Below are 15,237 nucleotides of genomic sequence, written 5' to 3' on the forward strand. Positions count from 1 at the left end.
TTTTGGCTGCCGGGGGCTTTGATCATTTCGCTTGGCGCGGGCGAACCCGATTTCGACACGCCGGAACATATCTGCGATGCGGCTGTTCGGGCGATCCGGGATGGGCATACACGCTATACCCACGTGCCCGGGATGCAGCAGCTTCGCCTTGCGGTCGCCGACAAGTTTCGCCGCGAGAATGGGCTGGCTGTCGAGGCCGGGGATACGATCAACTGCACCGGCGGCAAACAGGTGATCTTCAACGCGCTGGCCGCCACCTTGAACGAGGGCGATGAGGTCATCATGCCGGCCCCGTATTGGGTCAGCTATCCCGAGATCGTTTCCCTTTGCGGCGCGACACCGGTGGTGTTGCCCTGTGACGAGGCCGCAGGGTTCAAGCTGATGCCCGATCTGCTGGAGCGGGCAATCACCCCAAAGACCCGATGGCTTATTCTGAATTCGCCTTCAAACCCAACGTGCGCCGTCTATGCCCGCCAGGATCTCGACGCGCTTGCCGAGGTGCTGCGCCGCCATCCACGGGTGCTGATCCTGTCGGACGACATCTACGAACATCTGATCTTCGACGGGCTGACCTTCGCCACGCTCGCGCAGGCCGCGCCCGATCTTGCAGAACGAACGCTGACCATGAATGGCGTGTCGAAAGCATATGCGATGACCGGCTGGCGCATCGGCTTTGGCAGCCGTCCCAAATGGCTTCTGGCGGCGATGTCCAAGCTTCAGGGACAGCAGACCTCGGCTGCATGTTCAGTGTCGCAGCACGCGGCGGTTCCCGCCCTTCAGGGGCCGCGCGATTTCATCGACCGGTCGCGTGCCGTGTTCGAGCGACGGCGCAACCTCATCGTTGACCGGATCAACGCCATACCCGGTTTAAGCTGTCCCAGGCCGGAAGGCGCCTTCTATGCCTTCGTCAATTGTGCCGGCCTGCTGGGGCGGACCAGTGGAAAGGGGCGGGGGCTGGAAACGGATGAGGACGTGGCGGGTGATCGGTTGAAGTTGAAGAACCCAGAGGCGCACGTGATCCTGGATGAAGTGATTGCCAAATCACCGCTGGCGCTGGCCGTTCGTCAGAATGACAGTCGATGGGAAGGTGTCGTCCGCTGGACGTTCTGGGCGCTTGTGGATGCCGAAGAGCTTGGCGTGACGTCCGAAAATGCCGCCGATATGGCCGCATCCAGCGATAATCCCAAGATCCGCCGCCTGCTGGGTGCCGAGACCAATTAAGGCGAAAAACTGGGTCTGGGTGCCGATTTCGGACTGAAGGCGATTGTCGCTGTGGGCAACCATGCCGAACTGTTCGACCGAAATCTGGGGAAGGACAGCCCGTTGGCCATCTCGCGCGGGCCAAACGCGCTGTAAAACCAGGGCGGACTTCTGCTTGCGGCGCCCTGGCACTGACGCGGTCGGAACAGCGACATGAAAATGTGTAAACGTGACACTCTCGTGCAAAGCGCCTTTGTGTTGGCCATCGCGGTATTGGTGGCCTTCCTTGGATCTAATCTGCGATCCAATCTCGACCGGCTTGGTATTGGTTCGGGGATAGGGTTTCTCGGGGCTCCGGCGGGATTCGATATCAGTTTCTCGCTGACCGGCTTCGACGCGGCGTCGACCTACGGCTACGCATTTCTCACGGCGTTCATCAACACCTGTCTGGTATCCCTGATCGCGATCGGGGGTGCGACACTGATCGGCATGGCCATGGGCGTGGCCCGATGGTCACGCTTGCCCGTATTCTCTGATATCGGAACTTTGTATGTCGAGCTTTTCAGGAACAGCCCACCACTTGCCAATGTCTACCTTACGCTGGTCAGGGCAAGCGCGCTTGGCTCTGCGATCGCCTATCCCGAACTTCTTCAGATCGCCAACACCACGCTGAACGCAACAGGTCAGGCATTGGAAGTCGCAATCGTGCTGGTCGCGGCCTTCTTCAGCCTGAACCTGCTGATCGTAGGACTGTTCGGACTGATCGAGCGCCGCTACCAGATTGGAAAATCCCATGGGTAACCTGTCCCCGACCAGATCGACGGTTCTGCGCCTGGGGTTCTTCCTGTTCCTCATCTGGCTGTTTCACGACACCATTATCTGGGCAACCATCCGTGCAATCTGGTCGCCGTCCAGCGCAAATGCCCGCGATGAAACAGGCGCATGCTGGGCCTATATCGGGATCTGGTGGCAACGTCTCGTCTACGGCGACTATCCGGCAGGCGAACTGTGGCGGCCCAAATTCGTGGCAGTGGCCATGCTGGTCCTGATCGCTGCGATGGTGACGTTGCGCCACAGGCTCGGCTATCGGACCGTGCTTGTCGCGGCAAGCCTTGCCTGGCTGGTCGCTGCCGTGATCCTGAAGAGGGGGACCTGGGCCTGGAACCTGTGCCGCTGAGGGCTTGGGGCGGCGCCCTGCTGACGGCGACGATCGCTTTCACGGCCATCATCTTCTCGCTTCTCATCGGCATTCCCCTGGCTTTTGCCAGAATGTCACAACGTCGCGCCTTTCGATATGTCGCGCGTTGATACATCGAGTCCTGGCGGGCAGTGCCCCTGGTCATGGTGCTGTTCGTCGCGATCTCGCTTATGCCGCTGTTCTTGCCCTGCGGCTTCGAACCCGAAAGACTGGTTTCGGTGCTGGTCGCCTTTTCGATGTATTATTGGCCTATATGGCCGAAGCGATCCGGGCCGGCATCCAGGCGCTTCCGAAAGGACAGGCCGAGGCCGCAACGGCACTGGGTATCTCGACATGGCGGACCTGCGACCTGATCCTGATCCCGCAGGCGCTTCGCATCGCACTGCCCAACATCGTCAATATCCTGATCGCGGTGCTGAAGGATACGACGCTGGTTCTTATCGTTGGCATGTTCGACCTTTTGGGGGTCGTCCAGCAAAGCCTGCACAACCCGGAATGGGGGCGCTTTGCATTGGAAGGATATCTTTTCGTCGCAATGGTGATGTGGGCCCTGTGCTTCTCGCTGTCGCGGGTCTCGACCCTCTATGAACGTAGCTGAACACGGACTGGCACAGGAGTTTACAGTGAAAGAAACGGCAATCCGCCTAGAGCATGTGGACAGGTGGTATGGCAGTTCTCGGGTTCTGCGCGACATCAACCTGACCGTCGCTCGCGGTGAACGCATCGTTGTCGCAGGCCCTTCTGGATCGGGCAAATCGACGCTGATCCGATTCAGCTGTCAGGCGGCCAGCAACAGCGCGTCGCAATCGCCCGGTCGCTTTGCATGCAGCCAAGGATCATGCTGTTTGACGAGCCGACATCGGCTTTGGAACCCGAGATGATCAAAGAGGTTCTGGATACGATGGTCGGCCTGGCCGAGGATGGGATGATCATGGTTTGCGTTACCCACGAGATGGGCTTTGCGCGTCAGGTCGCAAACCGGGTGATCTTCATGGATCAGGGCCAGATCGTCGAGCAGAACGCGCCAGACGAGTTCTTCGGCAATCCGCAACATGGGCGGACAAAGCTGTTTCTGAGTCAGATCCTGGGACACTGATGCCAGAAAGCCGCCTTTGCACGGCGCCTGAAGGGGTGGGGTCCCATGCGTGAAATCATGGTCTTGGGTGCCGGAATGGTTGGCGTTGCCTCGGCACTTGCTTTGCAGGCGCGCGGGCATTCCGTCACGCTTGTTAAGCAGGCTGGTGCGACGGCGCTGGTGCATCGAGACGGATATTTTCACCTGTTTCAGGATCCCCGCAAGTTCGAGGCCGCCATCGCCGAGGCCGAGCGTCGGGCCGCAACCTTTGGTGTTCGCAGTTGGATCCTGGACGGGGCGCAAACCATGGCCGCAGAGCCTGCGCTGACAAATCGACCGGCCGGTGCCGTGCATCGGACCGATAGCTGGACCGTGACGGATCCCGGCGGACTGACGAAAGCCTATGCTGCGCTGTTTCAGGCGCGGGGCGGGGGGATACTGATCGGGGATGCGCTGTCGCTGGTCCCGGCCGCTGGTGGCCAAGCGCGGCTATCATGCACATTTCGATGCCCCAGTCGTTCCGGCCCGTCCGATGCTGCTTGCCGAACATGGCGTCGTTCTGTCACCCATGACATGCGGCGTGCGCCTGACGACAGGCGCCGCACTTGTCAGGCCCCAGGCTCCGCATGATCTTCGCCAGCTTTACTGATCCAGAAAAGCTTCGGCGAACCGGTCAGGTTCGGCGGCCTCACGGTGTGCATCGGCGACTATGTCATCGCTGACCGATATGGCGTTGTCGCGACGCCCGCAGGCAGGATCGCGGAAGTTCTGGAAATTGCCGAGCGCCTGATGAAGCGGAAAGCAGCCATGATCGCCGGTTTCAGGCAGGGCCGATCCGTGGTCGAGGTCATGCACGACACCCAGTTTCAGGCTGTTATGGAGCCGTCTGAAAACCGGTAGCAGATCGGTGATGCCAAAGCGCGTGACGCAGATCCGTCTGGATAATGGTCCGCAAGGCTTTGGTCGTTGGCCATATTTTTGACTGCGACATCAATCGGTCCAGGGCAGGACATAAGCGCAAAAGCTGGCCGGGACGGAACGGCCAGCGGGATCGGGATTGGACCCTCGGACTTGCAGGGCCGTTGCGACGATGCCAAACGGTTGACATGTCATTCCCGCGCATCGCCCTGCCGCAGGGCTTTCATAACCCGACCATTCTGCTGACGCTGCTGCTGGCTGCGGTCGGCGGCTGGCTGGCCAGCCGGATCGGCTTGCCGCTTGGCTGGCTGCTGGGGTCGCTGCTGGCTGTCGCCGGGGCCGCGCTGATCGGCTGGCGCCCTTTGGGGCATCCGGTGCAGATCTGGCCCAAGCTGCGCTCGGGGTTCATTCCAGTGATCGGCGTGTCGATCGGGGCCAGCTTCACGCCCGAGATCCTGGATCAGGCGGCCGGTTGGTGGCCATCGCTGCTGGCGCTGTGCCTGTTCATCCCGGCGGTGCATTTCCTGTGCTATCGGCTGACGCTGCGGGATGGCCGGGTCGATCCGGTGACGGCCTTTTACGGCACCATACCCGGCGGGCTGATCGAGGCGGTCGAGATGGGCGTGCAGCGCGGCGCCGATGTGCGGGTGCTGACGATGCTGCAATTCCTGCGGCTGATACTGGTGATCGTCTTTGTCCCGCTTGGCTTCACGCTGCTGACCGGTCATGCGGTCGGCTCGGCCAGCGGTGCGGTCATCGGCGGCGGGCAGGCACATGGAGCCTGGCAATTGCTGTCGCTGCTGGGTGCGGGGGCCCTGGGTGTGATGGCCGGGCTGCTGATCCGGCTGCCCGCCGCGCTGATCACCGGGCCGATCCTTGTATCGGGGCTGCTGCATCTGGCCGGGCTGGTTCAGGGTGCGCCACCGGGCTGGCTGATGGCGTTGACGCAACTGATCGTGGGCGGGTCGCTTGGTGTCCGCTTTGCCGGCATGCAACGATCCGAGTTGAAGGCGGCGCTGCATCTGTCTGTCACGAATACCGGGCTGGTGCTGGTCGCGGCGGCGCTGGTTGCCTGGGGCTTGCAGGCGGTGCAGCAGCAGCCGGTGCAGGCGGTGTTTCTGGCCTTTGCACCGGGCGGCATCGCCGAGATGTCGCTGATCGCCTTGTCACTGGAAATCGGTGTGGTCTTTGTCACCGCCCATCACGTCTTGCGGATCGTGTTGTCGGTGGCCTTCGCGCGGCTGGTGGCGGGGCGGGTGCTGAACCCGCCGCGCCGGGACTGAAAGGAAAGGGATACGGATCAGCCGATCTTGCCCTCTTTCAGCAGCTGGAACCGCGTGGGGAAATACCATTGCAGCACCTTGCGGAACCGGTCCGAACCATCGCGCGCCCAGTTCCGCATCAGTTCCGACCCGAACTGGATCGCGGTCACCGGATGGGCCCCGGCCTGAATCATCCGCTGGAAGGCCCGATCATGTGCCACGGGCGAGATGCCGCCCACCGCATCGGCGACCGGATAGACCTCGAAGCCCTCGGCCAGCATGTCCAGTGTCGGGAAGGTCAGGCATACTTCCGTCCACAATCCGGCAATGACGACCTTGCGCCGGCCGCTGGCCTGAATGGCCTGCCGAAATTCCTCGTCCTCCCAGGCATTTACGCCGCTGCGGTCGATTTCGGCCACGCCGGGCAACTCATCCATGATCACCTTTGCGGTGCCGGTATTCACGCCCATGTCGACACCAACGGTCGAGACGACGACCGGCACCTCATAAGCCTTGGCCAGCCGGCACAGCGCAACCACGTTCAGGTCGATCTCGTCGCGGGTCGATGAGGTGATCGTGCGATACTGCTCGGGCTGATAGTCGATCAACACGAGGATACAGTTTTCCGGCGTCAGCAGGTGGTCGGTCTTGGGATCGCGGATCGGTTCCGGGGTGGTCTTGGGCATCGGTTTGCTCCTTCGGGGATGATCGGTGACATCGCACTTGTAGCGCCTTGCGCCGCGATGGCGACTAAGCCTGAACGGACGGCATCCGGGCAAAGTTCCGCCCGTCTACAACAGCCCCATATCGGCCAGCCGGGCGGCCAGTTCGGGCGGCAACGGCTGTTCATCGGTCTTGCCGCGAGGCAGGTCGACCGGCGCCTCGCTGCCTTTCAGATAGCGCCAGCCTTGAAAGGGGCGGCGGGGAACGGCCGCCACGCGCACCAGGTCGGGCTCAAGCATCAGGGCGCAGCGGCGGATTCCGTCCTCGCCGATCCGCTCTTCCAGCCCGATCAGCCGTTGACGCGCCTGCATCACGCCCTTGAACACCCAGTAAAGCGACCCGCCATCCAGCAATTCCTGTTCGCGCTTGGGCCACATCCGGGTGACATGAACGGCAGGCTGATCGCCAAAGCGCATCTTCTGCCATGCGACCAGATCCTCTGGTGCATCGGCGCCGACGCATAGCTTCATCAGGTTCAGGGGTGCGGGACTCATGCCCTGATAGATAAAAGCCGCCGCATCCGCCCGCAAGCCACGACGCGGCGGTCTAGCGTTCCGTCAGCTTCAACTCGATCCGGCGGTTCAGCGCCCGTGCCTCGGGCGTGTCGCCTGCTGCGACCGGGCGGGTATCGGCAAAGCCGGTGGCGGCGACGCGATCCTGCGGAAAGCCCAGATCGCCGATCAGATAGCGGACCACGGCCAGCGCCCGTGCCTGGCTGAGTTCCCAGTTGTCGCGATAGCGCCCGGTGCCGGACAGGGGCAGGTTGTCGGTATGGCCGTCGACGCGGATGATCCAGTCGATCTCGGGCGGGATCTCGTCGGCGATGCCTTCCAGCATCTCGGCCACGCTGCGGATCTGGTCGCGACCGGCCTGCGACAGCACGGCCTCGCCCGGCTGAAACAGCACCTCGGAGGAAAAGACAAAGCGGTCGCCCACCACCTCGACCCCCTGGCGGCCTTGCAGGATCTGTGACAGCCGGCCGAAGAATTCCGACCGATAGCGGGCCAGATCGGCGGCCTCGGCCTCGGCCTTTTCGCGTGCCTCTTGTTCCAGCGCCAGCCGTGCCTGACGTTCCTCGGCCGTGCGCAGCAGCGCCGCGTTCAGCTGTTGCCCCAGTTCGGCCACGCGCAATTCCGCCGCCTGCTGATCGCTGCCGGCGCTGTCCAGCGCCAGTTGCAGCCGCCCAAGCTGCCCTGTCAGCGAGGCCACCTGTTCATTCAGCAGCGCCACCCGGCGCTGGCCCTCGTCGGACAGTCTTTCCTGATCGGCCAATTGCTGCCGCGCCGTTGCCAGAAGCGCCGCCTGTTGCTGCGCCTCGGTGGCGGTGTCGCCGGCCTCGGCGGTCAGGCGGTCCCGCGCCGCCTCGGCCGCGGCGAGCAGGGTCAGTGTTTTCTCGGCCTGCTTGCGGCTTTCCTCCAGCGCAAGTGTCATGGCGGTCAATTCGCTGTCGGCACCCTGCAACCGGTCGCGCAGCGCCTGCGCCGCCTCGGCCTCGGCCAGTTGCGCCGCCTCGGCCTGCGACAGGGCGGATTGCGCCGCCGTCAGGTCGGATTGCAACTGCGCCTGCCCGGCCTCGCTGCCCGAATTGCGGCTGCGCAGATCGGCGATCAGTGCCTGAAGCGCATCCCGGCGGGCCGCCGCCAGTCTTGCCTGTTCGGCCTGTGCGTCGATTTCGGCGCGCGCCGCAGCCACCGCCAGTTCCGCCGCCGATGACTGTCGCTGCGCAGTGGCAAGCTGGTCCTGCAAGGCTGCCTCGCGGCTTGTGGCCTCGGCATCGGCGCGTTCGCGGGCAGCCAGCAGGGCCGCCACCTCGGCCTCGAAATCGGTGATGCGGCTGGCCGACTGGTCCAATTGCTGCGCCTGCTGCTGCAATTGCTGCTGCCGGGCCTCAAGATCCGCATTCAACCGGGTGATCCGCGCGGCCCGTTCACGCGCCTCGGCCTGAGTTTCGGCCAGATCCGCGGTCAGCGCCTGCCGCCGGGCCTGTTCCTCGGCCAGTTGGCGCGACATTGCGGCGCTTTCGTCATCGGCCTGCGTCAATGCGCCGGCCAGTTGCGCCACCTGCTGACCCAGATCGCCAAGCCGCTGTTCCTGCGCCGACAACTGCTGTCCCTGCGTGCCAAGCTGCTGTTTCTGATCGGCAATCAGCGTGTCCTTGTCGGTGATCTGTTCGCGCAGCACCGATTGCACGATCATGAAGATCGTCAGCACGAACATCAGCACCATCAGCAGCGCCGTCATCGCATCGACGAATCCCGGCCAGATGGTCGAGGAAAACCGGTTGGACGATGCGCGATGCAGCGACATGGCCTAGCCCTGATCCGGCGTGTGATGGCCGCGCAGCGACGGCAATTGATCGTCGCGGAACGGGTCGCCAAAGCGCGCGGCCCTGACCGCACGGGTCAGGACCAGCAGATCCGAGCGCAGCTCGACCAGCATCTCCTCGCGCCCGGCATTCAGATCGTCGGCGATGCGGTGCAGTGCGGACTCGATCCGCGCCAGTTCGGGGCCGTGATCGGGGGCAGGGGCAGGGGCAGGCGGTGGGGTCTGGGGCAGTCGCGCCATTGCCTCGCCCTGCGCCACCAGCCGATCCTGCCCGTCAACCAGCCGGTTCAGCCCGCTGGTCAGCGAGGCGGCACGGGCGAGGGTGGATTCGCGTTCCGCCTCGACCTGGCGCAGCAGCGCCTCGACCGCCTCGGCCATGACCACGACGCGTTCATCGGCATGGGCGGATGCCTGGTCGCGCTGGATGTCGCGTTCGGCATGGAACTGTTGTAGCCGGTGCATCTGGCCCGCCATCTGGTCAAGGAAGCCGGCGATGGCCGCCTGATCGACGGCCTCGCCATCACCGCCGGCCAGCGAGATGCGGGTAAAGCCCGACATCCATTCTTCCAGCTCGCGATAAAAGCGGTTCTGACCATGGGTCACGAACAGTTCCAGCAGACCCACGACCAGCGACCCGGCCAGACCCAGCAGCGAGGATGAAAAGGCGATGCCCATGCCGCCCAGTTGGGCCTCTAGCCCGCCCATCAGCTTGTCAAAGACTTCGACACCGGTTTCGCCCTCTTGCGGGGCAAGGGCGCGGATGGTGTCGACCACGGCCGGAACCGTGGTGGCCAATCCGTAGAAGGTGCCCAGAAGGCCAAGGAAGATCAGCAGATTGGCCAGATAGCGCGTGATGTCGCGGGCCTCGTCGATCCGCGTGGCGACTGAATCCAGGATCGAGCGTCCCGCACTGGTCGAGATGACACCCCCCGTCGCATCACGCGTGCCCAGCAGTCCGGCAAGCGGCGCCAGCAGGCGCGGGGCCTCGTCCAATGCCGCGGTGGCGGGCGGGGCATCATCGGCCAGCGTCTGCCCCAGGTTGAGGCTTTGCCGGCGATGGGCGGCAAAACGCTCGATCCAGCTGACCGATTTGACCAATTGGGCCACCTGCCAGAAACAGGCCAGCACGCCCAGCACAAAGACGCCCAGGATCAGCCCGTTCAGAAAGCGGTTTGCGGCAAAGATCGGCAGGATGCGGCCATAGGCGAACCAGGCACCCGCAATCACCAGCGCCAGAACGGCCAGCATCAGAAAGCTTTGGCGCACCGGCTGCGAGAATTGCGGTTTGACCGTCGGGCCAAGGGCCTGTGCCCGATTCGCCGTGATCCGCCGGCGCGCGCCCCCCGGTTCGCGGTCGTCAGGGCTGCGATCGGGCTGCAACGGCTCGGATGTCGGTTCGGTCAACTGCTTTGCCCCGTTGTTTTCCTGTCGTGATCTCGGTCGAGTGTAGGGGCGGGTTTTCGACTTGCCAAGCGGGCTGAATCGACCCGGTCAGGACTGATCGCCGCTGCTGCGGTTGCGTTCTTCGATCAGCCGGCGGACATCCTCGGACAGGGCGTCCAGCATGGCATCGGGCAGCCCGATCTGGGCCAGGTGGCGCGTGGTATTGAACAGGTAATCGGCATTCGGCCCGTTCTGCCCATGCGCATCCGAGATGATCTGCGCCTGTTCGCGGGGTGGCAGCCCGCCCGCATATTGCGCATGATCGCGGCGCATCACATAGGTCAGTGCCTCGACGCGGCGCCCATCGGACAGGGTCACCGGCAGCACCGCCTCGCGATAGGCATGGGTGACCAGTTCCCTTTGGCGCAGATAGGCCAGAACCTGATCCCGCTCGGTCTCGGGGAAGCGCAGGGCGATGCCGGTGCAATGGGCCTGCGGATCCTCGTCCAGCCCCAGCACAAGTCCGGGGGATTCGGTCGTGCCCCGATACCGGGTCGAGCGCAGGCAGAAGCTGCGGGCAAAGCCCTCCAGCCGTGCGGTGGCCGATTCGACGACATGGAAACCGGGATCCCACATCAGCGAGCCATAGCCGAAGACCCAGCAAAGTGATGACATTCTTCGCGATGTCCTTTCTTCTGCGCTCAAGTTAGGCCACCATGCCTGCGGTTCTCAAGAGGCGTGCGGTTGCGATGTCGTATTCGTGCGCGCAAACAGGGGTTTCGATGCGTTTTCTGCTGCTGCTTGTGCTGCTGGTTGCCGGGATATTGGGCGGCGTATGGCTGGGGGGGGAAAGCTGGCTGACCGGCCGCGCCTCGGCGCTGATCGGGCAGCGCGAGGATATGTCGGCGGGCAGTATCGCGCCGCTGCGCGAGATGGGGCGGATCGGGCTGCGGGCCGAGCAGGTCGAATACAGCGGCCATCTGTCCGGCATGCCGGCGGATCTGTCGCTGCCATGGGTCGATATTTGGGTGCCTCCGATGGCGCCGAACGCGGTTCACGCGACCCTGCCCGAACAGGCGGTTCTGGTGTTGAATGACGGCGCCCCGGTTGATCTGGGACTGGCGGGGGCGCAGGTGATGATGCGCGTGTCGCCGGCCAATGACATGGCGATCAGCCGTGCCGCCATCGCGGCCGGGCAGATCACGGTGGCGGGGCAACCGGCGGTCGAGGGGCTGTCGGGCAGGGTCGATCTGGTCGGGTTGGGCCATGATGCGCCGCGTGCGGCTGGTGCCGCCTATGATGTCGTGCTGCGGTTGGATCGCCTGGATCCGGCTGCGCTGGCGATGCTTGGCCTGCCCGCGCCGGTTTTGCCGGGCGATCTGGCGGTTCAGGGCGATCTGCGGCTGTGGCTGACCGCGCCGCCGCGGGCCGGGGCGCCCCAAGGGGGGCAGCCACAGCCCATCGGGTTCAACACACGCGGGCTGAGCCTGAGCATGGGCGATTTGCGCGCCCGGCTTGTGGGCGAGGTCAGGCCCGACGATCAGGGCCGGGCAAGCGGGCGGCTGGCATTGTATACGGCCGATGCCGATGGCTGGCTGCAAGCGGCGGCCGATGCGGGGATGATCCCGCCTTCCGGCGTGATGCTGGGCGGGGCGGTGCTGCGCAATCTGTCGCAGATGCCGCTGAATCCCGAAGCCCCGGCTGAAACAAGCAACCGGGCGGCGAACGGCACGACGATGCGGCTGGCCACCGGCTTTCTCTTTCCAGAGCCGGCTGCCGATGAAATGCGCCTGCCGATCATCCTGCGCGACGGTCAGGTCTTTCTGGGCAATATTCCTATCGGGTCAGCGCCGCAGTTGCTGGGCGACCAGGCACAGCGACGCGGGCCGGATCGGGCCACGGCATCAATCCTTGGCAGAGGGTGAAACCGGGGCCGGACTGCTGCGGCCGAAATCGGGGGCCTCGGTATCCTGGCCGGCCTGGATAATGCCGCGACGAATGGCGCGGGTGCGGGTGAAATAGTCGTGCAGATGCTGACCGTCGCCCATGCGGATGGCGCGTTGCAGTACAAACAGCTCCTCGGTAAAGCGGCCGAGGATATCCAGCGTCGCATCGGTGTTTTCCAGAAAGACATCGCGCCACATGGTCGGGTCGCTGGCCGCGATCCGGGTGAAGTCGCGAAAACCGGCTGCGGAATATTTGATGACCTCGCTTTCGGTCACCCGCCGCAAATGGTCAGCCACGCCCACCATGGTATAGGCGATCAGGTGGGGCACATGGCTGGTCACGGCCAGGACAAGGTCGTGATGGCCGGCCTCCATATCCTCGGTATTGGCACCCATGCCCCGGATCAGCCGCTGCAACCGGTCCAGCGCGGCGGGGTCGGTTCCCGGTGTCGGGGTCAGCAGCCACCAGCGATTCTGAAACAGGCTGGCGAAACCCGACAGAGGCCCTGAATGCTCGGTTCCGGCCAGCGGGTGACCCGGAATGAAATGCACGCCATCGGGAATATGCGGGGCAACCGCCTGAATCACCGATCGTTTGACCGAACCGACATCGGTGACCGTGGCGCCGGGCTTCAGATAGGGCGCGATCTGTTCGGCCACCGCGCCCATGGCGCTGACCGGCACTGCCAGCACGACCAGATCGGCGCCGGCCACCGCATCGGCGGGGCTGTCATGGATGCTGTCGCACAGGTTGATGCGGCGCGCCGTATCACGGGTCTCGGCGCTGCGGGCATAGCCCGCGACGTGGCCGGCCAGACCATAGGCGCGCATCGCATGGGCCATCGAACCCGCGATCAGCCCCAGCCCGATCAGGGCGACACGGTCGTAGATCACACTCATTCCGATCCCCTTTGCGTGGCCATGAAATCGCTGATGGCGGCGATGACCCGGCGGCATCCGGCTTCGTCGCCTACGGTGATCCGCAACCCCTCGGGCAGATCATAGCTGGCGACCGGACGCACGATAATACCGGCCTCGCGCAGCGCCGCATCGCAGGCGCGCGCCTGTTCGCTGCCGGCAAGGCGCAGCAGCAGAAAATTGGCGTGGCTTTCGTCGCAGTCCAGCCCCATCTGCACCAGTTGGTCGCGCATCCAGCGCCGCCAGCGGTCGTTTTCGGCCGCGCATCGGGCGGTGAAATCGGTGTCACGGATGGCGGCCTCGGCGGCGGCCATCTGCGCGTTGGACAGGTTGAAGGGCTGGCGGATACGGTTCAGCACGTCGATCACCTGACGCCGGGCATAGCCCCAGCCAATGCGCAGCCCGCCAAGCCCGTGGATCTTCGAGAAGGTCCGCGTCATCACCACATTCGGATAATCATCGACCAGCCCCGCATCGCGGTAGCCGGGTCGGGCAAATTCCATATAGGCGCCGTCATGGACCAGCAGGCAGGTCTGCGGCAGGCCCTCGATCAGGCGGCGCAGCTCGGTGTCGGTCAGCATGGTGCCGGTGGGATTGGCGGGATTGGCCAGAAAGACCAGCCGCGTGCGGTCATTCACCGCCGCAAGGATGGCATCCACGTCGATGCGCCGGTCCTTCTCATCCACGGTCACGGGGGTCGCGCCGACCGCATGGGCGAGGATGGGATACATGGCAAACCCGTGCCGCGTGGTGATGACCTGATCACCCGGCCCGGCAAAGGCCTGGGCCACGAATTGCAGCACCTCGTCGGATCCGACGCCACAGATGATGCGGTCGGGATCCAGCCCATGCACCTCGCCGATGGCGCGGCGCAGCGGCGCATGATCGGTCGCGGGATAGCGGTGCAGATCGGCTGCCGCCGCCTGAAAGGCCGCCGTCGCGGCCGGGCTGCATCCATAGGGATTTTCATTGGCCGACAGTTTCAGCACGTCGTCGCGCCCCGCCAGCCTGCTTTCGCCACTGACGTACAGCGCGATCTCCATGATGCCCGGCTGCGCCTCTATCCCTGCCATGCCCGTATCCCCTTGTGTTGCTGCCCTCATAGCCGGGGTGGCGGGGCAAGGGAAGGTGGGCCGGATCTCAGGCGAAGGGCATTGACGGGCTGGGTGGCTGCCAGCGGAACCGCGCCACGATCAGCCCGTGGTCATTGCTGCCGCTGATCTTGTGATCGTCCCAGTTCAGGTGGTCGTTCAGCACCAGCATATCGTCGAATCGCCACAGCCGGTCACGCGAATTGTCATAGAACTGTTCGCTGACAAGGATGTGGTCCAGGCTGTCATGCATGTCCTGATAGATATGGGTGTAATAGACATCGCGGACGGACCGGTATTCCTGCAAGACCTGCGCCGTATACAGCGCATTGTCGCCGCCGCCGCGCGACAGTGTCGTCAGATAGCGCGGCTGTTCCGTCAGCAGGTTCAGCGTGTTGGAATCCTTGCCGTCATTCATGTCCCCGATCACCACAACCGGCACATGGCTGCCTTTGGTGATGCGGGTGATCAGCACACGCAGGGCTGCGGCCTCGGCCGTGCGGCGGATCGTCGACAACGCATAGCCGATGGCATTGGCATGGGGGCTGTGGGTGTCGCGGTCATACCAGTCGCGCTCGCGCCAGACCTCGGTGGGGCGGCGGGACTTGAAGTGGCAGACAAAGACCTCGATCACCGGGGTCGAGGGATCGGGTTGCACCCGCATGTGCAGGACCGGGCGCGAAAAGCCGCGCAGACCCACGGCAATGGTCGGCTGCTGCGGGTCGTCCCCGGTCGAACGCAAGACCAGCTCGGGCGGGAAATCGGTGATCCATTCCGGCAGACCGACCAGCATCTCGCCTCGCACGGCGCCCGCACAGACGATTTTGTCGCCGGCATGACCGGGTGGCGCAACAAGCACATGGCTTTCGCCCATGCCGGCCTGATCCAATGCCTGTTGCAGTGCCTCGGGCGCCCAAAGTTCCTGAAAGCCCAGAACATCGGCATCCAGCCGGGCCAGCATCCGCGCGGTATAGTCGATCTTTCGCAGATAGACATCCTCGGGCCAGCCGTCGCGGTCGGTATAGACCGGGCGGCCGGGCAATTGCAGGTTCAGCAGGTTGAACGAGGCAAAAGAGATATCGCGGCGGGCCATGACAGATCATCCTTGATACAGGGCAGGGCGGGCGCGGTTATCCGCAGAATAACCCATGCCGGGCGGGCTGTCGATTGGCCGTGCATCCGTTCGGTGCAAATCCCC

16 protein-coding genes and 1 pseudogene are annotated in these 15,237 nt (G+C 64.4%); 8 read left to right on the plus strand and 9 right to left on the minus strand.

The genetic code is table 11. The features are described 5' to 3' along the window. The first annotated feature begins 18 nt into the window (after window positions 1–18). The 6 genes and pseudogenes from FNJ84_RS15045 (at window position 19) to FNJ84_RS22595 (ending at window position 4,103) form a co-directional block, all read left to right on the plus strand. On the plus strand, window positions 19–1,221 hold the full coding sequence (locus FNJ84_RS15045) for a pyridoxal phosphate-dependent aminotransferase (protein ID WP_221931991.1): 1,203 nt from the start codon (window positions 19–21) through the stop codon (window positions 1,219–1,221). 192 nt (window positions 1,222–1,413) lie between these two features. Continuing rightward, window positions 1,414–2,001, plus strand: coding sequence for a hypothetical protein (locus FNJ84_RS15050; RefSeq protein ID WP_143794034.1), 588 nt, complete (start codon window positions 1,414–1,416; stop codon window positions 1,999–2,001). Beyond that, on the plus strand, window positions 1,994–2,377 hold the full coding sequence (locus FNJ84_RS15055) for a hypothetical protein (RefSeq protein WP_143794036.1): 384 nt from the start codon (window positions 1,994–1,996) through the stop codon (window positions 2,375–2,377). The genes FNJ84_RS15050 and FNJ84_RS15055 overlap by 8 nt, the downstream gene beginning before the upstream one ends. Before the next feature lie 274 nt (window positions 2,378–2,651). After that, window positions 2,652–2,996, plus strand: a complete 345-nt coding sequence (locus tag FNJ84_RS15060; protein WP_143794038.1) for an ABC transporter permease subunit — start codon at window positions 2,652–2,654, stop codon at window positions 2,994–2,996. Next, window positions 2,983–3,494, plus strand: a pseudogene (locus tag FNJ84_RS15065) (amino acid ABC transporter ATP-binding protein). The gene FNJ84_RS15060 and the pseudogene FNJ84_RS15065 overlap by 14 nt, the downstream one beginning before the upstream one ends. 75 nt (window positions 3,495–3,569) lie before the next feature. Beyond that, window positions 3,570–4,103, plus strand: a complete 534-nt coding sequence (locus tag FNJ84_RS22595; protein WP_363323851.1) for an FAD-dependent oxidoreductase — start codon at window positions 3,570–3,572, stop codon at window positions 4,101–4,103. A gap of 12 nt (window positions 4,104–4,115) precedes the next feature. Here FNJ84_RS22595 and FNJ84_RS22040 read toward each other — a convergent pair whose 3' ends face one another. Next, on the minus strand, window positions 4,116–4,328 hold the full coding sequence (locus FNJ84_RS22040; protein WP_185968551.1) for a hypothetical protein: 213 nt from the start codon (window positions 4,326–4,328) through the stop codon (window positions 4,116–4,118). Window positions 4,329–4,579: 251 nt separating this feature from the next. Here FNJ84_RS22040 and FNJ84_RS15080 point away from each other — a divergent pair, with 251 nt between their 5' ends. Further along, window positions 4,580–5,674 (plus strand): AbrB family transcriptional regulator, encoded by a 1,095-nt coding sequence (locus FNJ84_RS15080; protein WP_185968552.1) that lies wholly within the window; start codon window positions 4,580–4,582, stop codon window positions 5,672–5,674. A gap of 17 nt (window positions 5,675–5,691) precedes the next feature. Here FNJ84_RS15080 and FNJ84_RS15085 read toward each other — a convergent pair whose 3' ends face one another. The 5 genes from FNJ84_RS15085 to FNJ84_RS15105 form a co-directional block, all read right to left on the minus strand. Further along, a complete protein-coding gene (locus FNJ84_RS15085; RefSeq protein WP_143794042.1) occupies window positions 5,692–6,339 on the minus strand; it encodes an isochorismatase family protein in 648 nt (215 codons plus the stop codon). A 105-nt stretch (window positions 6,340–6,444) separates the two neighbouring features. Beyond that, complete coding sequence (locus FNJ84_RS15090) at window positions 6,445–6,870, minus strand: DUF1489 family protein (protein WP_143794043.1); 426 nt, start codon at window positions 6,868–6,870, stop codon at window positions 6,445–6,447. A gap of 52 nt (window positions 6,871–6,922) precedes the next feature. After that, the gene (locus tag FNJ84_RS15095) at window positions 6,923–8,683 is read right to left on the minus strand and encodes a peptidoglycan -binding protein (RefSeq protein ID WP_143794045.1); all 1,761 of its coding nucleotides are present in this window, start codon (window positions 8,681–8,683) and stop codon (window positions 6,923–6,925) included. Window positions 8,684–8,686: 3 nt separating this feature from the next. Continuing rightward, window positions 8,687–10,105, minus strand: coding sequence for a hypothetical protein (locus FNJ84_RS15100; protein ID WP_255471228.1), 1,419 nt, complete (start codon window positions 10,103–10,105; stop codon window positions 8,687–8,689). Between the two features lie 87 nt (window positions 10,106–10,192). Further along, window positions 10,193–10,759 carry a gamma-glutamylcyclotransferase gene (locus FNJ84_RS15105; protein WP_143794046.1) on the minus strand — a complete coding sequence of 189 codons (567 nt, stop codon included), beginning with the start codon at window positions 10,757–10,759 and terminating at the stop codon, window positions 10,193–10,195. 107 nt (window positions 10,760–10,866) lie between these two features. Between FNJ84_RS15105 and FNJ84_RS15110 the strand changes: the two genes are divergently transcribed. Continuing rightward, window positions 10,867–12,009 carry a DUF2125 domain-containing protein gene (locus FNJ84_RS15110; protein WP_185968553.1) on the plus strand — a complete coding sequence of 381 codons (1,143 nt, stop codon included), beginning with the start codon at window positions 10,867–10,869 and terminating at the stop codon, window positions 12,007–12,009. Here the strand turns inward: FNJ84_RS15110 and FNJ84_RS15115 are convergent. The 3 genes from FNJ84_RS15115 to FNJ84_RS15125 form a co-directional block, all read right to left on the minus strand. Next, entirely contained in the window at window positions 11,989–12,930 is a 942-nt protein-coding gene (locus FNJ84_RS15115) for a prephenate/arogenate dehydrogenase family protein (protein WP_143794049.1), read from the minus strand. The genes FNJ84_RS15110 and FNJ84_RS15115 overlap by 21 nt on opposite strands. Continuing rightward, the gene (hisC, locus tag FNJ84_RS15120; protein WP_143794050.1) at window positions 12,927–14,021 is read right to left on the minus strand and encodes a histidinol-phosphate transaminase; all 1,095 of its coding nucleotides are present in this window, start codon (window positions 14,019–14,021) and stop codon (window positions 12,927–12,929) included. Before hisC ends, FNJ84_RS15115 begins: the two co-directional genes overlap by 4 nt. A 67-nt stretch (window positions 14,022–14,088) precedes the next feature. Next, window positions 14,089–15,132: an endonuclease/exonuclease/phosphatase family protein gene (locus tag FNJ84_RS15125; protein ID WP_143794052.1), complete on the minus strand. Its 1,044-nt coding sequence runs from the start codon at window positions 15,130–15,132 to the stop codon at window positions 14,089–14,091. Between the last annotated feature and the right edge of the window lie 105 nt (window positions 15,133–15,237).

The organism is Paracoccus sp. M683 (genome assembly GCF_007096355.1).
Lineage (GTDB): Bacteria > Pseudomonadota > Alphaproteobacteria > Rhodobacterales > Rhodobacteraceae > Paracoccus.

Bases quoted from the DNA above. Each gene is read 5' to 3' on its own strand.
- FNJ84_RS15050 (WP_143794034.1), top strand. From the start codon at position 1,414: ATGAAAATGTGTAAACGTGACACTCTCGTGCAAAGCGCCTTTGTGTTG.
- FNJ84_RS15055 (WP_143794036.1), top strand. From the start codon at position 1,994: ATGGGTAACCTGTCCCCGACCAGATCGACGGTTCTGCGCCTGGGGTTC.
- FNJ84_RS15060 (WP_143794038.1), top strand. From the start codon at position 2,652: ATGGCCGAAGCGATCCGGGCCGGCATCCAGGCGCTTCCGAAAGGACAG.
- FNJ84_RS22595 (WP_363323851.1), top strand. From the start codon at position 3,570: ATGGTTGGCGTTGCCTCGGCACTTGCTTTGCAGGCGCGCGGGCATTCC.
- FNJ84_RS15080 (WP_185968552.1), top strand. From the start codon at position 4,580: ATGTCATTCCCGCGCATCGCCCTGCCGCAGGGCTTTCATAACCCGACC.
- FNJ84_RS15085 (WP_143794042.1), bottom strand. From the start codon at position 6,339: ATGCCCAAGACCACCCCGGAACCGATCCGCGATCCCAAGACCGACCAC.
- FNJ84_RS15090 (WP_143794043.1), bottom strand. From the start codon at position 6,870: ATGAGTCCCGCACCCCTGAACCTGATGAAGCTATGCGTCGGCGCCGAT.
- FNJ84_RS15095 (WP_143794045.1), bottom strand. From the start codon at position 8,683: ATGTCGCTGCATCGCGCATCGTCCAACCGGTTTTCCTCGACCATCTGG.
- FNJ84_RS15105 (WP_143794046.1), bottom strand. From the start codon at position 10,759: ATGTCATCACTTTGCTGGGTCTTCGGCTATGGCTCGCTGATGTGGGAT.
- FNJ84_RS15110 (WP_185968553.1), top strand. From the start codon at position 10,867: ATGCGTTTTCTGCTGCTGCTTGTGCTGCTGGTTGCCGGGATATTGGGC.
- FNJ84_RS15115 (WP_143794049.1), bottom strand. From the start codon at position 12,930: ATGAGTGTGATCTACGACCGTGTCGCCCTGATCGGGCTGGGGCTGATC.
- hisC (WP_143794050.1), bottom strand. From the start codon at position 14,021: ATGGCAGGGATAGAGGCGCAGCCGGGCATCATGGAGATCGCGCTGTAC.
- FNJ84_RS15125 (WP_143794052.1), bottom strand. From the start codon at position 15,132: ATGGCCCGCCGCGATATCTCTTTTGCCTCGTTCAACCTGCTGAACCTG.